The organism is Rothia nasimurium, from assembly GCF_928392795.1.
GTDB lineage: Bacteria > Actinomycetota > Actinomycetes > Actinomycetales > Micrococcaceae > Rothia > Rothia nasimurium_F.
Genome location: NZ_CAKMTJ010000001.1, coordinates 125,626 through 149,056, shown reverse-complemented (window position 1 = coordinate 149,056; position 23,431 = coordinate 125,626). Strand labels below are relative to the sequence as shown.

The following is a 23,431-nucleotide window of genomic DNA, read 5'->3' as shown; positions in this document are numbered from 1 at the left end:
CCTGCTTCCCCTCACCCACCTCTTGTTATCTGGGGGACAGTATTTTATGCTGGTCAGCATGACAGTAGCGCAGTTTTCACCTCGGGACATCATCATTCGCTCTATCAACCTTGACTCCGATGCCGATATGGAGCAGCTCAATGCCCTAGAATCTGCCTGCGATGAAAAGCTCTACGGCTTCCCCTACACCACAACCATTGAAGAGCGGCGAGCTATTCTTGCCCCCTCCAGTTACTATGAAAACCACCGTTGGGTGGCAGAGGTTCAGGGGCAGATTCTCGGTATTGCGCTCGCTTCTTTCCCCCTCGAAGAGAACCCCGACGGCCTCACTTTTGCCCTCGCCGTCCACCCCGAAGCTGAGGGGCGGGGCCTGGAAGAGGCCCTCACCCACCATGCCCTGGCCGAGGCTATCGAGCCCAGCGGACGCACCCACATCACCTACGACGGCTACCTCATGCAGGATGACGACAAGGACGACCCCGCCCTGCCCATCAACAGGGTTGCGGCTCTTCTGGGCTTGGAACCTAAGAATTCTGCTATCACGAGAATCGCTCCCCTACCGCTTCCCGCAGACCTTGTGCAGGCAGCTGAGGGCAAGACAATAGCCGACCCCGCCTACACCTTTGAGGTCTGGGAAAACCACATTCCCGACCAGTATTTAGAATCAGCAGCAGCTGCTTACCACCAGCTGGAGGTAGATGAGCCCATAGGAGAAGCCCACCGGGAAGCTTCAGACTTCACCCCTGAGCGTCTGCGCGAGATGGAGCAGAAAACCCATGCAACAGGAGAAGAACTGATGTATGCGGTTGCCTTACACCAAGGAAAGATTGCAGCGATAACAGCCCTGACCTATCCCACCGATACACGCAATGTATCAGCCTGGCAGGAATCTACAGTTGTCATGCCAGAGCACCGCGGCCTTGGCCTCTCCCGCACCCTTAAGGTGCTCAGCCATACCCGCCTACCGGCGTCCGCGCCCCACATCCGGCAAATTATTACCATGAACTCGGCCGTCAACCCGGCCATGATCAAGGTTAATGAGGAGCTGGGCTACCGGCCCGTCTGGGAAGAAATCTGCTACCAGAACTAGTGGCTAGCCCCGCCCAGGTTGAGCACCAGCACACCGGCCACAATCAGGGAAATACCCACTACCTTCACTAGGGTGATGGGCTCCCCCAGGAAGACCGCCCCGATGGCGACAATGGCAGCAGTACCCAGCCCCGACCAGAGGGCATAGGCGACTCCGACCGGGATATCCCGTACCGCCAGCGACAGCATAAAGAAAGCGAAACCGTAGCCCACCAGGCACCCCAGGGTAAACCACAGTTTGGTGAACCCCTCAGTGTATTTCAGCAGGGTGGTGGCAATGAGCTCCGAACCAATAGCAAGCGCGAGGAAAAGGTAGGGCATAGGCTCATTCTGCATGGCTCGTACAAAAAAGGCTAGAATAATAAGTACACGTATCTCACAACGATGTGAATCTAGGAGTTTTTGTATGTCTCACAAGGGCAGCCACGAATACACCGATGTCTCCACCGCAGCCATCGAAATGGGCGACGCCGCAACCCGGGCGCCGGGGTGGAACCGCACAGACACAGCCTGGACCGTCAGCCTCTTCGGCACCGCCGTCGGCGCGGGCATCCTCTTTCTCCCCATTAACGCGGGCGCCGGTGGTGTCTGGCCCCTGCTGGCCGCAACCGTCCTGATTTGGCCCATGACCTTCCTCGCCCACCGAGGGCTCTCCCGCATGGTCTCCGCCAGCTCCAAACAAACAGCAGATATCACAGAGGTAGCCGAAGAATTCTTCGGCCGAGGCTTCGGCAAGATCTTTACCCTGCTCTACTTCCTCTCCATCTACCCCATCCTGCTCATTTACGGCGTCAGTATCACCAACACCGTTGACTCCTTCCTGACCAACCAGTTCGGGCTAGAACCCCTGCCCCGCTGGCTTCTTGCCGCCCTGCTTGTTGGCGCCATGAGCGCCGTCATGATTATCGGCCAAAAATTCATGCTCATGGTGACCCAGTTCCTGGTCTACCCCCTTATTCTGGTACTCGCCGCGCTCACCCTCTACCTCATCCCCCACTGGTCACTCGACGGTTTTAGCCAGGTGCCGGCCCCCGGCAACTTTTCTATGACCCTCTGGCTCATGCTGCCGGTGCTCGTCTTCTCCTTCTACCACGCAGCGGCTATCTCCCAGTTCTCAGTGGCTATGCGCAAGCAGTACCACGGCTTCGCTTCGGTCAAGGCCTCCCGTGTACTGCGCGTTACCTCAATCATTCTGACCGTCTTCACCATGGGCTTTGTCTGGTCCTGCGTACTAGCTATCGGTCCGGACGGCCTCGCTGAAGCCCGCGCCTCCAACCTCCCCATCCTCTCCTACCTGGCCAACGAATTCGACGCCTCCTTCATCAACTGGCTCGGCCCCATCGTAGCCATCGCTGCCATCGTCTCCTCCTACTTCGGCCACTGGCTCGGCGGGCACGAAGGAGCAGCGGGTATCGTCCGTAAAAACTTCGACCCCGAGAAAAAACGCATCAGCGACAAGGCCCTCAACGCGGCAATCAACGTCTTCATCGTTGTCACCGTCTGGGTCGCAGCCGTGCTGAACCCCAGCGTCCTCTCCCTCATCGAATCACTGGTAGGCCCCGTCATGGCACTGGTACTCTTCATCGTGCCCATGTGGGCCATCCACAAGGTACCGGCACTGGCACCCTACCGCGGCAAACTCTCCAACATCTTCGTGGTGATCTCAGGCATCGCAGCCTTCTCCGCCGTCGTCTACGGCCTGATCCCCAGCTAACCAGCCCCACAAGAAAAGGCCCCCGTGCGGGGGCCTTTTCTTATAGGGAAACTCTTCGCGCAAGGTAAATGGCGTTCGCTTCGCTCACAGCTTCCCATTCGCTCGCTCTTACTTCACCGCACGCGGTGAACCGCTCGCTCATCGTGTCGGCTTCGCTCCTCGTCCTCCCAGTCGCATCGCGGGCTCACCCGAATCATTCTTCAGGGCCGCGCGGAGCTCCTTGGGCAGCGAGAAGAGAATATCTTCCTTAGCGGTCTCAAACTTCTCAACGTCAACGTAACCGTAGTCTGCCAGCAGACGCAGCACATCCTGCACCAGTACCTCGGGCACAGAAGCGCCAGAAGTCAGACCCACGGTGGTCACACCCTCGAACCAGGCCTCATCAACCTCATTGGCGTAGTCCACCAGGTAGGCCTGCTTAGCGCCGTATTCCAGGGCGACTTCCTTCAGGCGCACAGAGTTCGACGAGTTGGTCGAACCCACCACAATCACCAGATCAGCCTGCGGAGCGATCTCCTTGATAGCGCCCTGACGGTTAGAGGTTGCGTAGCAGATATCGTCGGAGGGCGGGTCCTGCAGGGTGGGGAAGCGCTCACGCAGACGGGCAACGGTTTCCAGGGTTTCGTCCACCGACAGGGTGGTCTGAGAAATCCACACCACCTTTTCGGGGTCGCGAACGGTCACCTGGTCGACCTCATCGGGTGAGTTCACAATCTGAATATGGTCAGGGGCTTCGCCGGCGGTACCCTCTACCTCTTCGTGGCCGGTGTGGCCGATCAGCAGAATGTCGTAGTCCTGCTTGGCAAAGCGCACAGCCTCGCGGTGCACCTTGGAAACCAACGGGCAGGTAGCGTCGATGGTATTGAGCTGACGCTCTTCCGCTGAGGCCACAACAGCCGGTGACACGCCGTGGGCGGAGAAGACGGTGACGGCCCCCTCGGGGACTTCCTCCACCTCGTCCACAAAAATTGCACCCTGAGCTTCGAGAGTTTCAACCACATGGCGGTTGTGAACAATCTGCTTGCGCACGTAAACGGGAGCCCCGTAGTGGTCTAGGGCCTTTTCAACGGCAATGACGGCGCGGTCAACGCCGGCACAGTAGCCGCGGGGTGCTGCTAGGAGCACCTTCTTGTCGCCGGTGGGGGCGGCTGCCTCAACTTCTTCGCGGGTCCTGCGCACGCGGGGTACGGTGGGCAGACCCAGTTCAATGGTCTTCTCTTGGGTAGACATAGTCTCTATCCTACGTGGTTCTAGCGGGTGCGTGCAGTGGCTTCTCTCGCAGTCAACCCCATGATCGCTGAGAGAAGAGCAAGAAGTGTCAGTACCGCCCCCGCAATGAGCAGGTTGAGGGCCAGGCCGTTGTGGTAGCTGGCGAAAGATGCGGTGATGGTTTCAGACAGTTTTTGCAGGAAAAGGACGGCCGCGTTGCTAGCCGGTAGCTGTATCCCGGCGGTGAGCGAGGCACCGCCACCCAGGAGGCCAGCGATCCAGAGTAGGGCTGCTGCGCTGAAGGCGATGAAAGCTAGGTAAGCAAAGCGGTTGCGGGGCCAGAGCAGGAACCCGAGCAGGGCGGATATGCCGCTAACCACCAGCAGGGGCTGCCAGAAGGAGGCCAGCCATATCAGGGTATTGACAGTGGAATTGATAGGCCAGATGTTCTGCCCCGTATCCAGGGTGATGGTACGGCCGGGCAGGCTTGAGGTATCAACACCAAAGCCGGTCGCCGACTGCACAGACGCCCCGGCCTGGTCGTAGAGGGCAGAAAGGTCAAGCACCGCCGGGCGGCTTTCACCCGAGAAGTTATAGGCGTGGGTATCTGAAATCACCTGGGCCCACAGCTGGGGGTAGGCATCGGAGGTCACCAGCGAGTTGGTAGCCCCGTCGACCAGGGTGTAGGTCTGGTCATAGAGCCAGTTCTGCACTCCCCCGTACCAGGCGGTGGAGTTCCCGTCGCCCAGGTAGGTTTCAATAGCGGGTGAGGCCATGATGTCGTCGGTAACGGCGCTTGCCAGACTGGTTTGGAAGTCCTGGTCGTAGGCGATGGACTCGGTCATCGCCGCAAAGTTTTCGGTATCTACCAGGGTAGTTTGCGCCCAGTAGGCTGTAGCTGCGGTCAGCCCGGTAGCTAGCGTAAAAAGGGCTAGCAGGACGCAGAGAAAACGCCTGGCCAGGCTAAAGGCCGGACGGCGGTGCTGGCGTCGAGGCACCCGTGGGGGCGTGTAGGACGCCACCGGGGCGGACGCTACCCCCTGCGCCTGCGCTTCAGGCGGGTAGGACCCCTGGGTATAGTGAGCCGAGGCCGGCTCTGCATAGGGGTGGGTGTAGCCCTGGGGCTGCTGGGCATAGGCTGCCTGGGCTGCTTCTTGGGCGCGCTGATTTTCGGCCTGAACGTAAGGGTTCGTCCAGTTGCCGTCGCCGTAGTCTTCTGTGCTCTTGCGGGTACCCGTCATGCTTGCATAGTAGCCGGTCTTACTGAGTATTTGCTTGAGCAGTTCTTATAGGGGGAGCAGGCTCACAGCGAAGCTGCTGGCTCGGGGCTGGCGTGAATCACCTTGTGAGCGCTAGCGAACCGGGTGAGAGGGTCGGCAGCGAGCGTGAGCCTGCGTAACCTTTCAAAAACCCCACAGCAGAAAGAAGACAGTTTTTCTTGGCTCAATGCTTAAAGTGTCAGCCAGCGGTGGTAGAAGTAGGTGTATGAACAGTTTTGGTGATTCTGCACCCGGTCATCTGACGCTGGCACAGCTACAGGCCCAGCAAGAACAGCAGGCCCAGCGCGCACCCCGGCAACTAGCGGAACGCGCTGGCCAGACCAGCGTCGATAACCCCTGGCCCCTACATGTGCTGTCGAATAAGATGCACGAGTATATTGCCCGTTGCGTACCGACCTGGGTAGAGGGGCAGATTATTGAGCTCAACCACCGCGGCAGGGTTTCCTATGTGACGCTGCGCGATATTGAGCAGGAGGTCTCGGTATCGGTTACGGTCTGGGGCTCAGAGATGGCTAAGGTGCAGGGCCAGTTGGAGCGGGGCTCTCGGGTGGTTTTGCAGCTCAAGCCTGATTTCTGGGTGAAGACCGGCCGCCTATCGATGCAGGGCTCTAACATCAAGCCGGTGGGTGTGGGTTCTATGCTGGAGCTCATTGAGCAGTTGCGTGCCAGGCTGCAGGCTGAGGGTCTTTTTAGTCCCGAGCGTAAGAAGCCCCTGCCCTTGCTCCCCCGCCGGGTGGGTTTGATTACCGGCCGTGATTCGGACGCCATGAAGGACGTCATCCGTAATGCCTCCCTACGCTGGCCTGCCGTTGATTTTGAGGTACGGGAGGTTGCGGTGCAGGGCGTGAACGCGGTTGCCCAGGTGACGTCTGCGCTGGCTGAGCTTGATAGCCGGGATGACATCGACGTGATTGTGATTGCCCGCGGTGGCGGCTCCTTTGAAGACCTGCTGCCTTTCTCTGAGGAGGCAATGGTTCGGGCCGTTGCGGCGGCACATACCCCGGTCGTATCGGCTATTGGCCACGAGGCTGACTCCCCGCTGATGGATTACGCCGCAGACCTGCGAGCCTCAACCCCCACCGATGCCGGCAAGCGTATTGTTCCGGACGTCCGTGAGGAGCGAGAACTCTTTGCATCGGCTCGCTACCAGTTGCAGCGAGCAGTAGAACAGCTGATTGCAGCCGAGCGACACGGGCTAGCCCAGGTGCGATCCCGTCCGGTTCTTGCTAACCCGGGCTCTGCCCTGCTGGCTCGGGCAGAAGATCTTGAGCGACTGCGGGCAAGGGCTTCGAGTGCGGCTCTGCACCGTCTGGCTCGGGACCGTGACCTCATTGGTCAGCTGCGAGCGCGTGTTACTGCCCTTTCCCCTCAGCAGACCCTGGAGCGCGGCTACGCGGTGATGCAGGACGCCTCCGGCCAGCTGGTACGCGATGCCCGCACCCTGCACGAGGGGCAAAACATTAGTGTGCGCGCGGCAGCCGGCGCTGTGGACGCAACCGTTACCGCCGTACACGAGAAAAACCACTAGAACCTGGTCAGATGCCAGGTCGAGGAAAGGAAACCTATGAGCAACACCATCGAATTTAAGACCGATCTGAATGCCACTCCGGTTGAGCAGCTGACCTACGAGCAGGCCCGCGAAGAGCTTTTGCAGGTTGTAGCCCGCATGGAGTCCGGTGCGAGCACGCTTGAAGAGTCTATTGCCCTGTGGGAGCGGGGCGAGGCCCTTGCCCAGCGCTGCGAAGCCTGGCTCGACGGCGCCCAGGCTACCCTGGACGCCGCCCGCCAGAACCAGAGCTGAAGTGCAGAGCAGACTCATAGCAAAGCTGCTGGCTCGGCGGCTGGCGTGAATCGCTGGTGATGAGCACCGAGATTCCGAGCGCGCGAGGAAAACAAATCTCGGTGCGAATCTGGCGAGCTTGCGAGCCAGCTAGCGAACCAGCGAGAGGGTCGGCAGCTTGGCTGTGAGTCTGCTCTAATCTGCGCGCTGGAAAGCTTTCTAGTTCTGCTTGTAGTCAGCCAGGAAGTTGCCCAGGCGCTCCAGGGCATCGGCCAGGGTACGGGTATCGGGCAGGAAGACCAGGCGGAAGTGGTCAGGTTCTGACCAGTTGAAGGCAGTACCGTGGCTGAGCAGAATCTTCTGCTCCCGCAGCAGATCAAGCATGAACTGCTCGTCACTGGTGATATTGAACTTATCGATATCGAGCTTGGGGAAGAGATAGAGGGCACCCTCAGCCTGCTGTACGGTCACGCCGTCCATTTCGCTGAGCATCTTGTAGGACAGGTCGCGCTGCTCTTTCAGGCGTCCGCCGGGCAGAATCAGGTCGTTGATGGACTGGTAGCCGCCCAAGGCGGTCTGCACAGCGTGCTGGGCGGGGACGTTGGCGCACAGGCGCATGTTAGCCAGCAGGTTAATACCTTCAATGAAGGGGGCAGCAGCGAGCTTGGGCCCGGAGATAGCCACCCAGCCTGCGCGATAACCGCAAACCCGGTAAGCCTTGGACAGGCCTGAGAAGGTCAGGGTCAGCACATCGTCACCGGCAAGGGAGGCGACATGGGTCATCTGAGCGCCGTCGTAGAGAATCTTCTCGTAGATCTCATCGGCAAAAATCACCAGTTCGTGTTCCCGGGCCAGATCGACAATCTGCTGGAGCACCTGCGGAGTGTAGACAGCACCGGTGGGGTTATTGGGATTAATCACCACAATGCCGCGGGTATTGGGGGTAATTTTTGCCTTGATATCTTCAATATCGGGTAGCCAGCCGTCCTCTTCATTGCAGAGGTAATGTACGGGCTTGCCGCCTGCAAGCTGGGTGGCAGCCGTCCACAGGGGGTAGTCGGGACTGGGTACTAGAATTTCGTCCCCGTTATCGAGCAGGGCTTGCAGGGTCATGGGGATTAACTCTGAAACACCATTACCCAGGTAAACGTCGTCGGTGGTGATGTTCATGATGCCCTCGTTCTGGTAGTACTGCACAATGGCGGTACGGGCAGAGTAAAGGCCGCGGGAATCAGAGTAGCCCTGGGTGTAGGGCAGATGCTCGATGATATCCATCATGATGGTTTCAGGCGCTTCAAAACCAAAGGGGGCGGGGTTACCGATATTGAGCTTGAGGATACGGTGACCGCGGGCCTCCATCCGCTGGGCTTCTTCCAAAATGGGCCCGCGGATATCGTAGAGAACGTTTTGAAGTTTTTTTGATTGCTTGAATGCCATGAGATTTAGATTACCCCTTCATGTTAGCCAACCAGAAATGGGCGGCATCGGTTTCTGAGACGGGATTATCACCGCTGGTAAGTGTGTTGAGGCGAACCAAAGAATCGGTATCGAGGCTGGCAGAGACCTCATTAATAATGTCTTTGACGTTTTGAGGTAGCTCCCCCGCTCGGGTAATGGGCACGATATTCTGGGCCAGCTGGGTACGTTCAGGGTCGTCCAGCAGCTTGAGGTTGTTGGCCGGAATCTCTGCACTGGCCGAATACATGTAGCTCATGCTGGTGGCACCGGTAATCAGTTCCTGGGCCTGTTCAGACCGGCTATCTGCGGTCTTGCTGGCCCCCGGAACACAAGCGTAGTAGGCGCTCAGGGAGCTAGCGCCGCTGGGGTTGGTCGTGTAGCTTTCAGGGGCCACCAAGCTCAGTTCTGAGCAGATTTCCCCCAGGTCGCTCATGGTCTCTAGCCCGTAGCGCTGGGAGGTAGCCCGCGTCACCACGTAGCCGTACCTGTTCGTTGCGTTTGAGGGTGATAGCAGCTCGGCAGTATCTGGTAGGGCACGGTCCACATAGCTGACAATGTCGTTGCTGCTGAGCCCGCGCACGTTCAGCGAGGTAGCGCTGGGGCTGGGCGTAGCAGTAAGACTTGGTGTAGCGGTAGGGCTGGAATCAGCGGACGCGCCCGCACTAGCTTCTGCGCTCGCAGTCGAGTCTGGCGCGGGGCTGGTTTCTGCCGCGGCGCTAGCCCGCTCCTCTTCGATAATGGTGGGGCTAACCGCTCCGTTATCGGTGAGGTAGAGCAGCAGGTCACCAGATAAATCAGGGGTGATATGCACAAGCCCCTCTACCGGCTCGGTCGCAGTAGGGCTGGCTGTAGCGGTGGCGGCGGTGTCTATCCCCATACTGGCAAAGTAGGCGGGTCGGCTACCGTCGGTCTCAACCACTTCAACGGTGTAGCCCGCTTCTTGCAGGGCAGCCTGGTAGATATAGGCTGCGTGGCGGGTCTCAGCCGTCAGCCCGGTACCGATACGCAGGGTAGCGGTCGTGGCGGGGCTGGTCGAAGTAGTCGCACCGCTGCCGGTCGTTGAGCTGCCGCAACCGCTCAGCAGAAGGCCGGTGGCCGCAGCGAGAGCAACCAGCTGGGCGCGGTAGCCCCGTGTGCGCGAGCGTCCTTGTTCCTTAGTCGCTTCCCTAGTCATGCGAACCCTCCCGGTAGCTGGCTGCCAACTCACTGGCGTCCACATACCCTAAGAGGCGTGCGGCCTCGTCTACCAGGGAGTAGTAGAAATGCTGGTCGAGCTCAGCCAGCGGAACCCACTCTGCCAGGTCGGTCGATCCGCCAATCTCGGCAGTAAGTTCTCCGCCGGTGATATGGGCAGTGTAGATGGTACGCAGGGCGCAGAAAGGACGGGTTGCCCCGGCTTCGGGCTCAAAGTAGGCCGCGTGCACCCCCAGCAGGCGGTCAAGTTCCACCCGGTAACCGGTTTCTTCAAAGACTTCGCGCACGGCAGTCTCATGGGGTTGTTCGCCGGGGTCCATGCCGCCACCGGGTAGGGTCCAGCCGGGGCGGTAACCGGGAATATGCGGTACCCAGCGGGAGAGCAGAATCTTGCCGTCCTCAATCACCACGGCGTAAGCGGCCGGGCGGGTATCCATCACCAGGGGCATCTCTTCTTCCTTTGTTCGTCTCTGAAAAACCAGTCTATTGCACCCTTGGCTCAGGTGCGCCGCCCTAGCGTTCGCGGGCAGCTGGCATTCCGGTTTTCTTCAGCCAAAGACGATAGGCTCGTAGGTATGACAGCGACCGGGATTTTAGCAGCAGAAACAACACCCCTTGAAGAAAGCGCCGAGGCCGCCGGAACCGTAATGGCCAGGCTGGCCAGCCTAGATTTTTGGCTGGGAGCGCCTCTGCGCATACTCATTATTATCATCCTCGGGTTCGTCTTGCACGGCCTGGTGCGTGTGATCATTCGCCAGGTCACCGACTCTATCGCCCGCGGCACCCGCAACCGGGTGGTTGCAGCAGAAGAGAAAAAGGGTGGCAAAACTAGCCGGTGGAAGGCCGATACATCTCTGGCGAGCACCCGCCAGTCCCAGCGGGCACAGACCGTTGGCTCGGTGCTCCGGTCGGTCTCGTCGATTGTGATTTGGACGGTCATGATCGTCATGATTATCGCCGAGCTGGGCTTCAATATTGCCCCCGTCATTGCCTCAGCCGGTGTAGTGGGTGTGGCGCTTTCGTTCGGTGCCCAGTCTCTCGTTAAAGACTTCCTCTCGGGTATCTTCATCGTGGCCGAAGACCAGCTGGGCATCGGTGACTGGGTCAACTTAGGTGAGGCCGAGGGCGAGGTGGAGGCAGTGGGTCTGCGCACCACCCAGGTGCGGGATACGGCAGGAACCCTCTGGCACGTGCGCAACGGCGAGATTCTGCGCGTGGGCAACTCTTCCCAGGGCTGGGCCCGCACCATCATCGACCTGCCCATTCCCTACGATGCCGATATCGACGAGATGGCGAGCTTCCTCATGACCTCAATTCAAAAAGCCATCAAGCTACCCGGTATCAAAGAGAACATCTCGGGTAAGCCCCAGTACCTGGGTGTGCAGTCTGTAACCGGCGAGTCGGTGGTACTGCGCCTGACAGTCAAGACCGCTCCCTCCGAGCAGTTCGCGGTGGGGCGTAAGCTCCGGGAAGAGCTCAAGAAGGCTATGGATCAGCGGGGCATTCGTATTCCGCTGGCTAACCAGTCGGTGATTCACAGTGAGACGTACGAGGAGCGCTCCGTGGTTTCCTCTTCTGCCCAGAAAGCAGAAGAAAAGACCGACCAGAAAGGCTAGCTGTCGGTAGAGCCTCAGCGCAACTTGTTATTTAGCGCTTTTTGCCCCGGGAGCCTCGGCCCGAGCCCTTGGCGCTCCCCTTGCCACCCTTCTGGGCCTGGTACTGACGCAGGTTACCGTTCTTCTGGGCGTTCCGCTTCTTACGGTCTTCCGCCTCCCGGCGCTTATTAGCAGCCGCCCGCTTCCGCTTAGCCTCTTCCTTCTCGCGCCGCTGCTTCTCAAGGGCTACCTCGCGGCTATCACTACCGCGATGAGAGGCAGCGGTGCGGCCGCGGGTAATACCCACAAAGTCCTGGATTACCTGCTCGCGGGCGTCCTCACGCACCTCCCGCTTCCACACCAGCAGAACCGGGTACTCGCCCAGTCCCTCAACCGGGCGGTAGGTCAGGTCTTTGCGGTGGTAAAAACGGGCTACAGACATAGGTACGACCAACAGGCCCAGCCCGGCAGCCACCAGCTCAATCGCGTCGGCCCGGTGCCTCATTTGAGGTAGCGGACGCGGGTTCTCAGCTCGGTAGTCGGCGGAAAGGTCGCGCCACTCGGGTACCTCATCGGGGCTCTGGAGCAAAAATTCTTCGGCCAGCTCGGCAACCGGAACGGTCTCGAGCACCGTCAGCAGGTGATCCTTAGGGAGTACCACCACCGGGGTTTCCCGGTAGAGTTCAATCGCATGGTAGCGCTTCTTATCGCGGGCTTCGGGCTCGTCCTCAGCGCGCACCAGCGCCATATCCGCAAAAGCATCGAGCGAAGCAAGGCCCTGCCCCTCAGCTAGGGCTACGTCGGTTAGAGGAGCCAGCGCCGAATAGCGCTCCCGCCACCGGGTAAACCACTTACCGGGCATAACCCCGGGAACAAACCCCACGCAGAGACCGGGCACCTGCCCCACCTGCTCATAGCGGGCGGTCTGGTCGTCAACCAGCAGGTCGGGGTGGGCAAGAATCAGCTCGCTCAGGGTCATAGCTTGGTGTCTTTCGGTAGTCGCGGCATGGAACGTTTCCTGTCCCGGATTTTTACGGTGATAATGACGGCCGCCAGCAGGGCCAGCACCAGGGCGGCTACCTGCGGGTTCTCAAGCCAAAGCCAGACAACCGACATACCAACCGTTGCGTAGATGGTACCCCACATAAAAGTGCCCACCAGCATAGCTGGAATCCAGCGGGACAGGGGCATACGGGTAAAGCCGGTAGTCAAAATAACCGCAGTTTGAAAGCCCACCGTCAAGAAACAGGCGGGAACAGCCAGCACACCCCAGCGATTCACAAAATACTGAGCCCGGCGGTAGAGGGGATGGTCCATCAGGTGCTGTATCTTCTCAAAGCGAGAGCCCCCAGCCTGGGCTAACCAGCCCAGAGAAAAGACGAGGGAGGTACGCACAATACCCACCACCCACATAAAGCCGATGGCGGCAACCCAGTGCAAACTTTCGAGCCATTCCCTCACCCCACCAGTCTAGCCTGTTCTCAGAGTCTGGCGCGGCGACACCCGCCTCTCTTCCCTCTGGAAAGCGCCCCTTCCTTCCGGTGGCAAGGCACAACAAGACCTTTTTAGGGTTACCTATCTCAAAAAATAGGTTGACCAAAAAATTTTCACCAAAGACTAGCCAGAGGGGGCATAATTAGGTTATATTTTTATTACCAAATAGCCGCAAGGCCCTGTGGGAGGGCTGGCTAGGCGGTACAAAGAAGACTTTTCTTCCTGTGTGTGATGCAGCTGGAGGCACCCTAACGGGTGCCTCCAGCTTTTTAAAGAGGGTCAGCTACGAAGCCGCAGGGCTCACGAGCAGACTTAGGTAAGCTTGATACCTTTTACTTTCTTGAGAACCCGGGGCAGGGCGTCAAAGGCAGTCATGCGAAGCCCCATAGCCAGTAGCTCCGAGCGACCCAGCAGGTAGCCGACCGCGAAGGGATCAAGCCCCAGCTCATTAGCCTGAGCACGCAGGCCCAGAAGCCAGTCCCCCATCGTCAACTCGTCAGTCAGCTCACCCAGCTCTGCCTGAACAGCCTTAGCCCGCGCCACCAGCTCAGCCTGGGGCTCGGTCAGGGGAAGCCCAGCATCGGCAGCAACAAAGAGACAGTAGCGCACCGCCTTAGCTGCCTTACGCACATCGTGTAGGCCCTCATCAAAGGCAGCGCTCGCCGAGAAATCAGCCGCCTGCTCTGGCCAGGTAGCCATGGCCCGTTCCCCCTGCTTGACCAGGTTCTTACGCAAACGCTTAGCTACCTTATTCACGTAGTTCTCGCTATTGAGCGGCAACTCAACAACCAGGGTCACATCGGCCAGTAAAGATTCGAGAGCCAGCTGAAGTTCCAGCCTCCCGGCAGAGGCCAGGTAGCGGCGGGCCTGGGCGGCAGCGTCCGCCTGCTGGTGTTCCATGACCGCACCGAAGGCAGCACCTGCGCTCTCCCCCAGAACCGGGTGAGCCTGCAAAACCTGACGAGCCATAGGGTGGATGAGCTCGCCGTTACGGTGAGCTTCTAGCTGACGGGCGTAGGCCTTGAGCCCCTGCATCATATCTTCAAGGGCCGGGGCGAACCCGCTTCGTACATAGGGCAGGGCCATGTACTTAAGGACGCTTCGCAGCTGGCGTACAACGATGCGCCCCTGGTGAGTCGCATCGGGTACCCCTGCTGCCACCAGTAGATCAGCCTGAGCTAACCGCAGGGCGTGGGAAGCCAGCACACCGGTCAGAAGCTCTGCTGAGCTGGGCACCGGTGCACCTTCTGCTCCCGGAGTCTTCTTTTTCTTTTTCCCAGCCTTTTTCCCGCTGCCCTTGGTCTTGCCCGCAATACGGGCCTCGAACTCGGCGTCTTGCCCCAGGGCCCGGGCAATCTTAGCCGGTGACTGAGAGGGTATGGCTCCAACAGCCTGAAGCTGACGGGCTACCGCTTCAAAGAGGGACCTCCCCAGCTTAGGCTCAGCGGCACCAGCCTCGAGAAGCTCCACCTCCCACTCCTGCCAGGTTCGTTCCTGACCGGTAGCGTAGTCCAGAGCCTGAACCCGGTCATCACAAATCTCAGCCAGGGGCTTCCCCTTACCATCGACTATCACGGTTCGAGTCCGCTGGGTCTTCAGGGATACCCTGGGAGCCAGGCTCTCCCCTAGCGCTGGCACCTGCACAAATTTCTTGACTGCTGCCGGCATAGCAGAAGGCTTCGACAGCAGGTCAAAAGTTACCTCATGACGCTGGCCGGCAGCATCAAACTTGATGTGCCACCCCTGGTCATAACCTCCTATGCGGCGACGCAGGGCAACCTTATGCCGCCCCAAGTTACCAGAGGGAGTGTCGTAGTAGGTGGCATCAAGCTCTTCAAAGACTGGCTCCTTAACTTTCCACCCTTTGAAGCGCCACTCCACCGAAGGAACTTCACTGTTCACATCGGCAAGCTCAAATTTCTGCTCAATTTCTAGGTGGTGTGTAGCCATGCAGGTAGCCTTCCTCGGAATGTCATGGGGCGGCCTGATTTATGCCCCTGCAACAGAATACCCAGCTTCGCAGCCCCTGGGGGTGAGGCTACGGCTGGGTATCTATTCTTTGAAAAAACTTCATCTTCGCTTAGGCGCGGCGGCGCTTGAGCACATCATCGAGATTGAGTGTTGCCGCTTGGGCCAGGGTCTGGCTTTGGCTATGCGGAGCAGTCTCGGTCTCTACCGGTGCCGGAGCTGCCCGGCGGACGGTCTCTGCCTCAAGGTAGGTGGGCAGAGGAACTTCGGTTACCTGCCAGCTGGTATCGGGTAGGGCCTCATCCATACGTAGCCGGGTGGGAGCCTGCTGAGCGGTTGACTCACTATCAGAAACAGGAGCAGAAGTTGCTATCACCGGGTGGTGCTGAGTTTTTGCTTTCCTGAGGGCCTTGGCAGCGTGGCTTACGGGCATCTGCTGACGGGCACGGGCAGGACGCTCGGGGGCAGGCTTCAGCTCGACAGTAGAGACGGTAGCTGCTGGGCGACCCTGCTGGCGGCTGGGTGCGCGAGAGGTGCCTGAGGGGGCAGAAGGACGCCGCTGGGCCTGACGCTGTTCAACCGTCAAGACGGTGCGGGCCCGCTGGCGGTTGCGGTCGCGCAGAGCCAGCAGTCGCAAGGAGGCCAGGCAGGTTAGGGCTGCTAGGAGGAAAAGAAGAGGTAGAAGAGCAGCTACTTTCCCCAGCAAAGCCAGCACTCCCGCAATAAGGCTGGCAGCTACAAAAGTCAGTGCCAGCCCAAAGAGAATCAAACGACCGGGCTTCAAACGAAAGGCAGGATTATTATGGGCAGCAGTCTCAGTCGAGGGCGCGGATGGTAGATGATGAGACTCAGCTTCAGCCAAGTGGCTTTCGACGATATCGGCTACAAACTTCTCAGCACCGATATTCGTAACGGTGCCAGCCGTACGGCGGCGGGCAACAAACCATAGACCAGCAAGCACGCATACCAGCAAAATTAAGCCCGTGCCACTCAAAAAGCTCACCGCTGCCTCCGTCCTCTCATGTCTGTGACAAAAATATCTAGTTCATTCTACCCCAGCAGCACCTTACTTAGGAGGGGAATGAGACAAGAACTGGGTGCCTTCGTCTCAGAAAGCACCCAGTTCTTGTCTCATCACTAGTGCCAGCTGGCAGCGTTATAGAGCTTCCCTCAGCTCAGCCATCCGCCCGCCATTAGTATTAGGGCTTACAGCTCGGCTGCGAATTCCTTGATCCAGGTACGCAGTTCAGGGCCCAGGTCATCGCGCTCAGCAGCGAGAATGACGTTGGCCTTGAGGTAGGAGAGCTTGTCGCCGGTGTCGAAACGGCGGCCCTTAAAGACCACGCCGTAGACACCTTCGCCCTCGCCGGTGCCCTGAGCCAGAGTCTGCAGGGCGTCGGTCAGCTGGATTTCATCGCCGCGGCCCGGTGCGGTATTTTCGAGCACCTCAAAGACCTTGGGAGAAAGAACGTAGCGGCCAATGACAGCAAGGTTTGAAGGGGCATCCTCAACAGCGGGCTTTTCGACCAGGCCGGTGACCTTCACGAAGCCGTCCTCACCTTCAACGGCCTGTACCGCTGCACAGCCGTAAGCAGAAATCTGCTCTTCGGGGACCTCCATTAGAGCCACGACAGAGCCGCCGGTCTTCTGCTGAACAGCAACCATGGCAGAAAGCAGGTCTTCTTTTTCATCGATGAGGTCATCGCCCAGTAGCACAGCAAAGGGCTCATTGCCAACGTGCACCTTGCCGCGCAGTACGGCGTGGCCCAGACCCTTGGGATCGCCCTGGCGCACGTAGTGGATTTCGCCCAGGTCGTTGGAGTCTTCAACGCTCTTGAGCAGGGCGTCCTTACCCTGATCAGCGAGCTGCTGCTCCAGACCGGGGACACGGTCAAAGTGATCCTCTAGGGCACGCTTGTTGCGGCCGGTAATCATCAGAACGTCGTTCAGGCCAGCGCGAATGGCTTCTTCGACAACGTACTGAATCGCGGGGCGGTCCACTACCGGCAGCATCTCCTTAGGAGTTGCCTTGGTAGCGGGAAGGAAGCGAGTGCCGAGACCAGCGGCAGGGATCACTGCTTTGGTCACGGAGAGTGATTTATTTTCAGTCATGCCTTTCAGAATACCCAAATTCTAGATTTTGTCTGCATTCTGCGCCATGAGAAGCGGTAAATTGTGACTAGATTCAGCTAATACAGGAGGAATACGCCCATTGGTCCCACAAGATTCGAGCTTAGCTCCCTCGGCCAAAGCCTCTGCCCGCAGCTACCTGCGCAGACGCCGAACCCACAACCCACCGCATCAAGAAACGGCTCAGGGCTTTGAACGCACCCTAGCTCCCCTCTGGCAAGGCCTCCCTGCAGGCAGCACCCTTGCCGCCTTTCTGCCCCTTCCCACTGAACCTCCCCTGCTACCGGCCCTAACCCGGGCCGTAGCTGAGGGATACCGGGTGCTGGTGCCGGTCGTCCGCCCCCGGCGTCAGCTGGCCTGGGTAGAGTGGCAGCCTCAGGTAGAACACACTATCAATGCGCTGGGTATCGTGGAGCCGGTAGGTGAGCGCCACGGGGCTGAAGCCTTTATCCAGGCAGACCTGCGCCTGGTACCTGCCCTTGCCTACGATCTGGCAGGGCGGCGGCTGGGGCAGGGCGGCGGCTACTATGACCGGCTTTTTGAGCAGCTCGGCCCTCTGGCACAAGAGCCCTCTACCGTGGGGGTTGTGTTTGAGCGGGAAATTCTCGATGGCCTGCCGGCAGATAGCTGGGACGCCCGGCTTCGGTTTGTAGCGACAGAGAAGACCCTGCACCGCCTGGGTGATTGAGGACGAGCCGCCAGAACAGAGTAGAATAACCCCCAGATTTATCGCCTATTTGATGGAGTTATCCGTGCCTGTTTACGTTTACCAGTGCAAGAACTGCGGCCACGTGTTTGAGCAGCACCAGTCGTTCTCGGACGACGCGCTCAAGACCTGCCCCGAGTGCGGCCAAGACACCCTGCGCAAGAAGTTCGGCCAGGTCGGTGTGGTTTTCAAGGGCTCTGGTTTCTACGCCAACGATAAGGGCAAATAAGCCTAGAGACGTTCAAGGGGCTGCCTGCCACGGTATGTGGCAGGCAGCCCCTTCTTTTATTGCCCGTAGTGGGGTGGGCGTTGTTCTTTGAGCCAGGTTGCCCGGGCATCCTCCCCCTCGGTAGCCGGGGCGGACGCACTTGGTTCGGTGAGGCCTGCCAGTTTGGGTTCGGTGCCGGTGAAGGCTGAGCCGCCGGTGGCCCGGCGGTGGCCGCGCCGTTTTTTGGGTACGGGACTGTAGCCGGGGCCAGGGATTTTAGCCCCTGCACCTGCTGGATCAGCGCCTGATGGCTTACTCATTGCGCCCCAGCCCCAGGTAGCTTCCAATCCGGCCGACCAGGGTTTCGGGGTCTGAGAAGACCTCGATAGTCCAGCAGGTCATGTGGTTCCAGCCGGTACGGGCCAGAAGCTCCGGGATCAGGCGGGAGCGTTCGCGCACGCTCATGGCGGCATAGGCGTCTGATCCGTCGGATACGACGGCCAGGGGTACCCTCACCGGGGTGGTACGGTCCACGTCCTGCACCATGGTGCGGGCCCGGGGGCTAGCTACTGCTCCGGCCAGTAGGGATTCTTCCTCGCTCGTCACAATCAACGAAATCAGAGGAACAGCTGATTCATGCAGGGTGACCCTGTGCTGGCCCAGGCGGCGCACCAGGTCGTTGAGCAGCCAGTCGCCCATGTCGATGGCTTCTAGGTGGTCGTTGGTGAGGAACTCGTTGACCGGTAGCTTGTCGGTGATGGGCTTGGTCAGTTCCTGAGCGGCGCGGGCTTCTTGCTCACGGCGGTAGGCCAGCAGCAGGCGGTAGATATCGAAGGCCCCGTATTCTAGGCGCTGGGGGTCTAGGTCTTCGGGGGTTACGCAGGTGACCAGGCGGGTGAGGTGGCGGGCGCGGGTGGTTGCAAGCACGAAGCTTTCGCGGCCGCTGCGCTCGGAAAGGTGCCCGAAGTGGTGGGCTGCGCCCTGGGCTGTTTTGCCGGCGCCAAGGGCGAAGATGATGACGTCTCGTTCCATATCGACGGCGCGGGAGACATCAACGACGCGGAAGGACTCGTCCCCCGCTGCGAAGTAGGGGGCGAATTGGGGGTAGCGCGCCAGTAGCTGGCGGACGGCCTCGGCGATACGCTGGGCGTGACGGGCTGTGGTAGTAACTACTGCTAGGGTCTGCTGGGGGCTGCGGTAGGCGTGCTCGATGACCATTTCGGCTACCCGCTGTACCTCAAGGCTGGGTGAATCAAGGGCGGCGTTGTCGGAGACCCGCCCGGTGACGTCCACATATTCCACGGTGAGAGCCGGGGTGCCGTCGGTAATTTCTTCCCCCCAGGGGTAGCTGGTGAGAGCCCCGCCGTAGAAGTGTTCATTGAGGTAGCCAAAGAGGGCGGGGTCTACGGCTCGATTGACGGTAGCTAGGGAACGTGCGGGCAGGACCTTGGCTAGGGCTTCGAAGGTGCTGACCAGTTTTTGGTTCTTGATGACCGGCGCGTTCTGGGCTACCGCAGAGACCATGAAGGGTGAGGGGAAGCCGCTGTGGGGGTCACCCAGGGCAATGACCTGCTCTGCCCGGATGAGGGCAGGTAGGTTAGCTGCCAGCGGGGTGGACTCGGCATCGAGCAGGATCGCTGCGTCAAAGCGCATACCGGTGGGCACCTTGCCTGAGAGGGCGAAGGGGCTGGTAATCCACAGGGGTAGTAGGGTGGTGGCCATGGTGGGGGCATGGGTCAGCACCTGCTGGAGGTTGAACTCGTGGCTCTTGAGCTGGCTGCGCAGGAAGGCCGCTTCGTGGTCGTACTCGTGGATGCGGGCGCGCCAGGTATCGGCTACGCGGGCATGCAGGCGGGCAGGGGCGGACGCCAGGTGCGAGTAGTCTGCCCGGCGGAAGCGGGTTTCGAGGTCGCGCAGGGTGTCTGCACTCAGAATCTCAAGTTCTTGAGAGGCCAGCATCATTTCAAGGGCGGTCTGCCACCAGGCAAGTTCAAGTTCGGCAGCTACAGCGTCGCTTTCGAGCTGGCGTTCGTAGAAGTCGTCGAGGAGTTCGCCCAAGCCCTGGTCGCTCAGTTCCCGGGTGAGGCGGACGCGCTCGGGCAGGGTGCGCAGTAGCCATTCGTCGTCGATGAGGGCGGCGAGCCTCTCTTCGAGCTGGTTGAGGGGTGTGGATGAGAAGCGGGTGCCGGCCGGGGAATCTTCCAGCACGATAGCTAGCCCCGTGAATTCTTCGAGCAGGGCGGTATAGCGGGCCCGCAGGTCGGCGAGGTTCTCGGGGATAGTGGGGACGCGTTCGTCCTTAGCCAGGCCAATCCATTCTTCGCGCTGACCCTGAACGATGAAGAGGTTCTCGTGCAGGTCTGAGATGTTAACGCCGGGCACGATGTATTCTTTGGCGGCCCGGCGCAGGCGGGAGCGCTGGATGCTCGACATGTCGATGCCGTGCTCTCGTCGCCAGGTTCCACTCGCGGTGGCGGCAATCAGGTCGGTGACAGGTCGGTCGAAGATATCGGGGCTGAAGCGGGTGAGGGTATCAGCGATACGTTCGAGCAGGTCAAGCTGGGTTCCCCAGTCGTCCATGGTAGTGGCGGGCTTCAGGCCGGTTTCGTCGGCCATGAGGGTCATGCCCGCTGACACCTCGTTCAGGGAAGTACGCAGGCTCTTGACCAGGGCGTGGGCGGCTTCGGTATCTTCTGGGCTGGTGAGCTTAGCCCGGTGCCAGGCTGAGGCCCGGGTGGAGGGACGGAAGCCCCCGAGGTCTGCTAGGCGCTGGAGCTTGTGGACGGTCTCTGTGCGGCGGGTCAGCTCGTCCATGGTGGTGCGGGCTAGACGTACCTGGGTAGAGGGCGCCGGGTCCTGGGCGGTAAGCGCTGCCAGGGTTTGCAGGGCATCGTAGACAGAGCAGCCCCAGCGGGATTCGGTGAACCGCAGCGATTCGGTGTGGCCGCGCAGCTTGGCACGGGTTTCTACCAGTTCCCGGTGGATATCGGTGACGTTGGGGGCGGGAGCCTTCTCATCGCGCACAATCGCTGAGATGAACTCCTGCCGGTAGTCCTCGGAGTCGCGTTCGGTCAGCAGATCGAAGGTGAGGTCGGTGAGGTGGGTGCGCTCCAAGAGGCTGGTGAAGTCAGTAAGAGTTGAGCGTTTTTCTCCCACCACAAGTACAGACTTACCCTGGTGAATCAGGGCAGCAGCGATGTTGGCTGCGGTACCGAGCTGGTCGGTACCGGGAGCGGTGGTCACGGCTAGGGAGTGCCCCAGGTGGGCCAGGTCGACGATATCCTGCCCGCTGGCGTCCGCGTCCACCACCAGCATGTCGGTATCAGGGTCGCGGCTATCAAGGGGTTCGCGGGTGTTGTGGATGGGGGCAACGAAGGGCTGCTCCAGCGGGTTGAGCTTGAGCTGGGCAATATCGCGGACGAGCGGGGTGTGGGCGGTTGCCGGTAGCTCCCCGGTGCTTTCCTTGAGATCTGCGAAGGTCGAGATGAAATAGGTAGAGCGAATGGTCATGCCGGGGACGGCACCGGTCGTAGCCCGCATGCGCTCAATGACCGGCTCGGGATCTAGCTTGCGCATGGAGTTAGCCAGCTGGGCAACGTCCATAGTGCCCAGGTCGATGCCGTACTCTTTCTTGATCTGCCGCACCATGGCGGGGTTCAGCTGGGCAGGGCCGGTCAGCTGAATCTCGAAGTCATCGCTGGTGGGGTGGGGGGTGATAGCAAGAGGAGCCATCAGGATAGGGGCGATAAAGCGCTTCTCCCCCACCATTCCGTCCTCGCGCACATCGCGTGAAAGCCAGGAAGCTGTACCCGCTACGAAGTAGCCCGCATCCAGGCCGTGCCCGGTCGCCAGCTCAAAGATTTTGGTGCGCAGGGCACGGGCAGCCACCATACCGGCTTCAAGTTTGGACTTGTCGCGCAAGATTGTAGAGAGGCGGGTCTTTCTGCCCATAAACATCTGGGCAACACCCGAAGAGTTGGCATCGGTGAGGTCAATGTGCACGTAGTCGACCTGGTTGAAGTCCAACATGGCATCGGGGCCGGTATAGGTTTCCATCTGCTCGGCCCAGGCTTCAAGACCTGCCTGTACCTGGGCTGTTACCTGTTCATCAGCGGTAGAGTCCGGGGTTTCCAGCGGGGTTTGTGCATGGCCCTGGGACCAGGGTGCTGCGGCACCGGTAGGACGCTCGTTAGCGGTTTCAGGGTTTACCTGCTCGTTCACTGAATCTACTCTAGCTTTCTGCACGTGTTAACTTCCCTACCATCATAGAGCTTTCGGGCCCGCAGCACAGATTCTCAGGCGCTACAAGAAGGCCCTGTTCCCAGGGAACAGGGCCGGGGTTGGTTTTTAGCCGGTGGCCAGGTTGAAGTAGGCCAGCAGGGTAAGCAGGGATAGGAGACCAAGCAGGGCCATGCCCGCAAGGATAACCCAGCGGAGGCGGGGGGCGAAGGGCTCACGCGGGGCGTCCCAGAGGGAACGGGTATAGAAGTAGCTCAGCAGGAAGCCAGGAACGTTGCCGGTGAGTAGCTGCTGGGCTACAGCAAACATACCGAAGCTGCGCTCGGTATTTTCATTTTCGGTTTCTGCTGCCCGCAGCAGGCCCACCATAATCAGTGACATGCAGCTGACGATAAAGGCAAGGGCGATAGCGGGTTCGTTCAACATTTCACGGAAGTCCACATTCTCTCCTCGCGATACCGCAAACTGGTAGAAGAAGAAAACCATGGGGCTGATAAGCCAGTACCAGAAGAGGAAGGTGCGGAGGCGCTGGGTATCGCGCAGGGCATAGAGCAGGGCGTTCATGAATTCTTTTCTTGGGTATCGATGTACTGGATGTATTGGCGAACGGTGTAGTCCAGCAGCACGCTCAGAGCCACAAAAGAGTGGTAGGGCTCTTTGGCTGTTCCAGTGACGGTGGGTGTGGACTCGTAGTGGAGGGAAAAATCTGCGGCGGCAGAAATCGTGTTGACGCCAAGTGCGGTGATGGCAATCATCGGGATTTTGCGGGCGGCCAGGGCCCGTACCGTCGGTAGAGCGCTTTCGGTCTCGCCCGAGAGGGAGGCTATGATGACCAGGTCATCGGGCTTCATGACGCCGATGCTCCCCCTAAACTCGCTGGAGGCCGGAATGACGTGGGTGAATTTTCCGCAAGCCAGCATGGACTTTGAAAATTCTTGAATAGCGGTGCGCTGGGCAAAACCGGTTCCGTAGCAGTAGATGGTACGGGCCGATTCAATTTTCTTGAGGATGGGCTCGAAGTTGACGTTGGTGAGACCCTCGTAGGTTTTGAGGATGTCGGTGCGGCCGCTCTCTAGAAAATCTGTGTTAGGCGATGCTGCATCTAGAAGTGAATTTTTCACGAAAAACTTCAGTTCGGCGAAGCCGGAGAACCCTAGCTTCTTTGTCAGGCGGATAATGCTGGACGTCGAGGTGAAGGTCTTGTGGGCCAGGGCGCTGATGGTTGAGTCGGCAACAAACTGCTCGTTGTTGAGCATGAAGGCGAGGATTTCGCGTTCGGTGTCGCTGAGGCGGTTCTGATGCGCGTTGACAAGTTCCTGTAAGTCCACCAAGGGCTCCTGAGTATTTCACGGTCACTGCAGTTCTAT

Annotated in this window: 22 protein-coding genes; 7 read left to right on the top strand and 15 right to left on the bottom strand. The window is 59.8% G+C overall.

Annotated features, from left to right (window positions below):
* Positions 1 to 46 precede the first annotated feature (46 nt).
* The gene (locus L6963_RS00690; protein WP_237225447.1) at positions 47 to 1,090 is read left to right on the top strand and encodes a GNAT family N-acetyltransferase; all 1,044 of its coding nucleotides are present in this window, start codon (positions 47 to 49) and stop codon (positions 1,088 to 1,090) included.
* On the opposite strand, the gene L6963_RS00685 is transcribed toward L6963_RS00690, so the two are convergent.
* Positions 1,087 to 1,410, bottom strand: a complete 324-nt coding sequence (locus L6963_RS00685) for a DMT family transporter (RefSeq protein WP_135013866.1) — start codon at positions 1,408 to 1,410, stop codon at positions 1,087 to 1,089. The two genes, L6963_RS00690 and L6963_RS00685, sit on opposite strands and share 4 nt — an antisense overlap.
* Before the next feature lie 85 nt (positions 1,411 to 1,495).
* Here L6963_RS00685 and L6963_RS00680 point away from each other — a divergent pair, with 85 nt between their 5' ends.
* Positions 1,496 to 2,803, top strand: a complete 1,308-nt coding sequence (locus L6963_RS00680) for an amino acid permease (protein WP_237206252.1) — start codon at positions 1,496 to 1,498, stop codon at positions 2,801 to 2,803.
* 138 nt (positions 2,804 to 2,941) lie between these two features.
* Here the strand turns inward: L6963_RS00680 and L6963_RS00675 are convergent, their stop codons facing one another.
* Positions 2,942 to 4,033: a 4-hydroxy-3-methylbut-2-enyl diphosphate reductase gene (locus L6963_RS00675; RefSeq protein ID WP_237199202.1), complete on the bottom strand. Its 1,092-nt coding sequence runs from the start codon at positions 4,031 to 4,033 to the stop codon at positions 2,942 to 2,944.
* A 20-nt stretch (positions 4,034 to 4,053) separates the two neighbouring features.
* A complete protein-coding gene (locus tag L6963_RS00670) occupies positions 4,054 to 5,253 on the bottom strand; it encodes a hypothetical protein (protein WP_237206251.1) in 1,200 nt (399 codons plus the stop codon).
* Between the two features lie 244 nt (positions 5,254 to 5,497).
* On the opposite strand from L6963_RS00670, the gene xseA reads away from it, so the two are divergent.
* Together xseA and L6963_RS00660 are read left to right on the top strand one after the other, a co-directional pair.
* Complete coding sequence (gene xseA / locus L6963_RS00665) at positions 5,498 to 6,820, top strand: exodeoxyribonuclease VII large subunit (protein ID WP_237206250.1); 1,323 nt, start codon at positions 5,498 to 5,500, stop codon at positions 6,818 to 6,820.
* A 36-nt stretch (positions 6,821 to 6,856) separates the two neighbouring features.
* Complete coding sequence (locus tag L6963_RS00660; protein ID WP_237194609.1) at positions 6,857 to 7,093, top strand: exodeoxyribonuclease VII small subunit; 237 nt, start codon at positions 6,857 to 6,859, stop codon at positions 7,091 to 7,093.
* A 198-nt stretch (positions 7,094 to 7,291) separates the two neighbouring features.
* On the opposite strand, the gene L6963_RS00655 is transcribed toward L6963_RS00660, so the two are convergent.
* The 3 genes from L6963_RS00655 to L6963_RS00645 are packed head-to-tail and all read right to left on the bottom strand — an operon-like array spanning position 7,292 to position 10,173.
* The gene (locus L6963_RS00655; protein ID WP_237206249.1) at positions 7,292 to 8,509 is read right to left on the bottom strand and encodes a pyridoxal phosphate-dependent aminotransferase; all 1,218 of its coding nucleotides are present in this window, start codon (positions 8,507 to 8,509) and stop codon (positions 7,292 to 7,294) included.
* Positions 8,510 to 8,519: 10 nt separating this feature from the next.
* Complete coding sequence (locus tag L6963_RS00650; protein ID WP_237206248.1) at positions 8,520 to 9,704, bottom strand: glycine betaine ABC transporter substrate-binding protein; 1,185 nt, start codon at positions 9,702 to 9,704, stop codon at positions 8,520 to 8,522.
* Complete coding sequence (locus tag L6963_RS00645; RefSeq protein WP_237206247.1) at positions 9,697 to 10,173, bottom strand: NUDIX domain-containing protein; 477 nt, start codon at positions 10,171 to 10,173, stop codon at positions 9,697 to 9,699. Before L6963_RS00645 ends, L6963_RS00650 begins: the two co-directional genes overlap by 8 nt.
* Before the next feature lie 126 nt (positions 10,174 to 10,299).
* On the opposite strand from L6963_RS00645, the gene L6963_RS00640 reads away from it, so the two are divergent.
* On the top strand, positions 10,300 to 11,340 hold the full coding sequence (locus tag L6963_RS00640; RefSeq protein ID WP_237206246.1) for a mechanosensitive ion channel family protein: 1,041 nt from the start codon (positions 10,300 to 10,302) through the stop codon (positions 11,338 to 11,340).
* A gap of 31 nt (positions 11,341 to 11,371) precedes the next feature.
* Here the strand turns inward: L6963_RS00640 and L6963_RS00635 are convergent, their stop codons facing one another.
* The 5 genes from L6963_RS00635 to galU all read right to left on the bottom strand — a co-directional run bounded on the left by L6963_RS00635 (position 11,372) and on the right by galU (position 16,893).
* Positions 11,372 to 12,298: a LysR substrate-binding domain-containing protein gene (locus tag L6963_RS00635; protein ID WP_237206245.1), complete on the bottom strand. Its 927-nt coding sequence runs from the start codon at positions 12,296 to 12,298 to the stop codon at positions 11,372 to 11,374.
* A complete protein-coding gene (locus L6963_RS00630) occupies positions 12,295 to 12,759 on the bottom strand; it encodes a hypothetical protein (RefSeq protein ID WP_237194628.1) in 465 nt (154 codons plus the stop codon). Before L6963_RS00630 ends, L6963_RS00635 begins: the two co-directional genes overlap by 4 nt.
* Before the next feature lie 366 nt (positions 12,760 to 13,125).
* On the bottom strand, positions 13,126 to 14,763 hold the full coding sequence (locus L6963_RS00625) for a CYTH and CHAD domain-containing protein (RefSeq protein ID WP_237206243.1): 1,638 nt from the start codon (positions 14,761 to 14,763) through the stop codon (positions 13,126 to 13,128).
* 130 nt (positions 14,764 to 14,893) lie between these two features.
* Positions 14,894 to 15,742, bottom strand: a complete 849-nt coding sequence (locus tag L6963_RS00620; protein ID WP_237206242.1) for a hypothetical protein — start codon at positions 15,740 to 15,742, stop codon at positions 14,894 to 14,896.
* A gap of 245 nt (positions 15,743 to 15,987) precedes the next feature.
* Positions 15,988 to 16,893: a UTP--glucose-1-phosphate uridylyltransferase GalU gene (gene galU, locus L6963_RS00615; RefSeq protein WP_237194634.1), complete on the bottom strand. Its 906-nt coding sequence runs from the start codon at positions 16,891 to 16,893 to the stop codon at positions 15,988 to 15,990.
* Positions 16,894 to 16,993: 100 nt separating this feature from the next.
* On the opposite strand from galU, the gene L6963_RS00610 reads away from it, so the two are divergent.
* Together L6963_RS00610 and L6963_RS00605 are read left to right on the top strand one after the other, a co-directional pair.
* Complete coding sequence (locus L6963_RS00610; protein ID WP_237206241.1) at positions 16,994 to 17,599, top strand: 5-formyltetrahydrofolate cyclo-ligase; 606 nt, start codon at positions 16,994 to 16,996, stop codon at positions 17,597 to 17,599.
* Positions 17,600 to 17,663: 64 nt separating this feature from the next.
* Complete coding sequence (locus L6963_RS00605; RefSeq protein WP_135013206.1) at positions 17,664 to 17,846, top strand: FmdB family zinc ribbon protein; 183 nt, start codon at positions 17,664 to 17,666, stop codon at positions 17,844 to 17,846.
* A 56-nt stretch (positions 17,847 to 17,902) separates the two neighbouring features.
* On the opposite strand, the gene L6963_RS00600 is transcribed toward L6963_RS00605, so the two are convergent.
* The 4 genes from L6963_RS00600 to L6963_RS00585 form a co-directional block, all read right to left on the bottom strand.
* On the bottom strand, positions 17,903 to 18,145 hold the full coding sequence (locus L6963_RS00600; RefSeq protein ID WP_237206240.1) for a hypothetical protein: 243 nt from the start codon (positions 18,143 to 18,145) through the stop codon (positions 17,903 to 17,905).
* Positions 18,138 to 22,046: a DEAD/DEAH box helicase gene (locus L6963_RS00595; RefSeq protein ID WP_237206239.1), complete on the bottom strand. Its 3,909-nt coding sequence runs from the start codon at positions 22,044 to 22,046 to the stop codon at positions 18,138 to 18,140. Before L6963_RS00595 ends, L6963_RS00600 begins: the two co-directional genes overlap by 8 nt.
* A gap of 126 nt (positions 22,047 to 22,172) precedes the next feature.
* Entirely contained in the window at positions 22,173 to 22,628 is a 456-nt protein-coding gene (locus tag L6963_RS00590) for a cell shape determination protein CcmA (protein ID WP_237206238.1), read from the bottom strand.
* Positions 22,625 to 23,392 (bottom strand): MurR/RpiR family transcriptional regulator, encoded by a 768-nt coding sequence (locus L6963_RS00585; protein ID WP_237186029.1) that lies wholly within the window; start codon positions 23,390 to 23,392, stop codon positions 22,625 to 22,627. Before L6963_RS00585 ends, L6963_RS00590 begins: the two co-directional genes overlap by 4 nt.
* Positions 23,393 to 23,431 lie beyond the last annotated feature (39 nt).

Bases quoted from the DNA above. Each gene is read 5' to 3' on its own strand.
- L6963_RS00670 (WP_237206251.1), bottom strand. From the start codon at position 5,253: ATGACGGGTACCCGCAAGAGCACAGAAGACTACGGCGACGGCAACTGG.
- L6963_RS00680 (WP_237206252.1), top strand. From the start codon at position 1,496: ATGTCTCACAAGGGCAGCCACGAATACACCGATGTCTCCACCGCAGCC.
- L6963_RS00645 (WP_237206247.1), bottom strand. From the start codon at position 10,173: ATGCCCCTGGTGATGGATACCCGCCCGGCCGCTTACGCCGTGGTGATT.
- L6963_RS00660 (WP_237194609.1), top strand. From the start codon at position 6,857: ATGAGCAACACCATCGAATTTAAGACCGATCTGAATGCCACTCCGGTT.
- L6963_RS00650 (WP_237206248.1), bottom strand. From the start codon at position 9,704: ATGACTAGGGAAGCGACTAAGGAACAAGGACGCTCGCGCACACGGGGC.
- L6963_RS00590 (WP_237206238.1), bottom strand. From the start codon at position 22,628: ATGAACGCCCTGCTCTATGCCCTGCGCGATACCCAGCGCCTCCGCACC.
- L6963_RS00635 (WP_237206245.1), bottom strand. From the start codon at position 12,298: ATGACCCTGAGCGAGCTGATTCTTGCCCACCCCGACCTGCTGGTTGAC.
- L6963_RS00685 (WP_135013866.1), bottom strand. From the start codon at position 1,410: ATGCCCTACCTTTTCCTCGCGCTTGCTATTGGTTCGGAGCTCATTGCC.
- galU (WP_237194634.1), bottom strand. From the start codon at position 16,893: ATGACTGAAAATAAATCACTCTCCGTGACCAAAGCAGTGATCCCTGCC.
- L6963_RS00625 (WP_237206243.1), bottom strand. From the start codon at position 14,763: ATGGCTACACACCACCTAGAAATTGAGCAGAAATTTGAGCTTGCCGAT.
- L6963_RS00640 (WP_237206246.1), top strand. From the start codon at position 10,300: ATGACAGCGACCGGGATTTTAGCAGCAGAAACAACACCCCTTGAAGAA.
- L6963_RS00600 (WP_237206240.1), bottom strand. From the start codon at position 18,145: ATGAGTAAGCCATCAGGCGCTGATCCAGCAGGTGCAGGGGCTAAAATC.
- L6963_RS00675 (WP_237199202.1), bottom strand. From the start codon at position 4,033: ATGTCTACCCAAGAGAAGACCATTGAACTGGGTCTGCCCACCGTACCC.
- L6963_RS00655 (WP_237206249.1), bottom strand. From the start codon at position 8,509: ATGGCATTCAAGCAATCAAAAAAACTTCAAAACGTTCTCTACGATATC.
- L6963_RS00690 (WP_237225447.1), top strand. From the start codon at position 47: ATGCTGGTCAGCATGACAGTAGCGCAGTTTTCACCTCGGGACATCATC.
- xseA (WP_237206250.1), top strand. From the start codon at position 5,498: ATGAACAGTTTTGGTGATTCTGCACCCGGTCATCTGACGCTGGCACAG.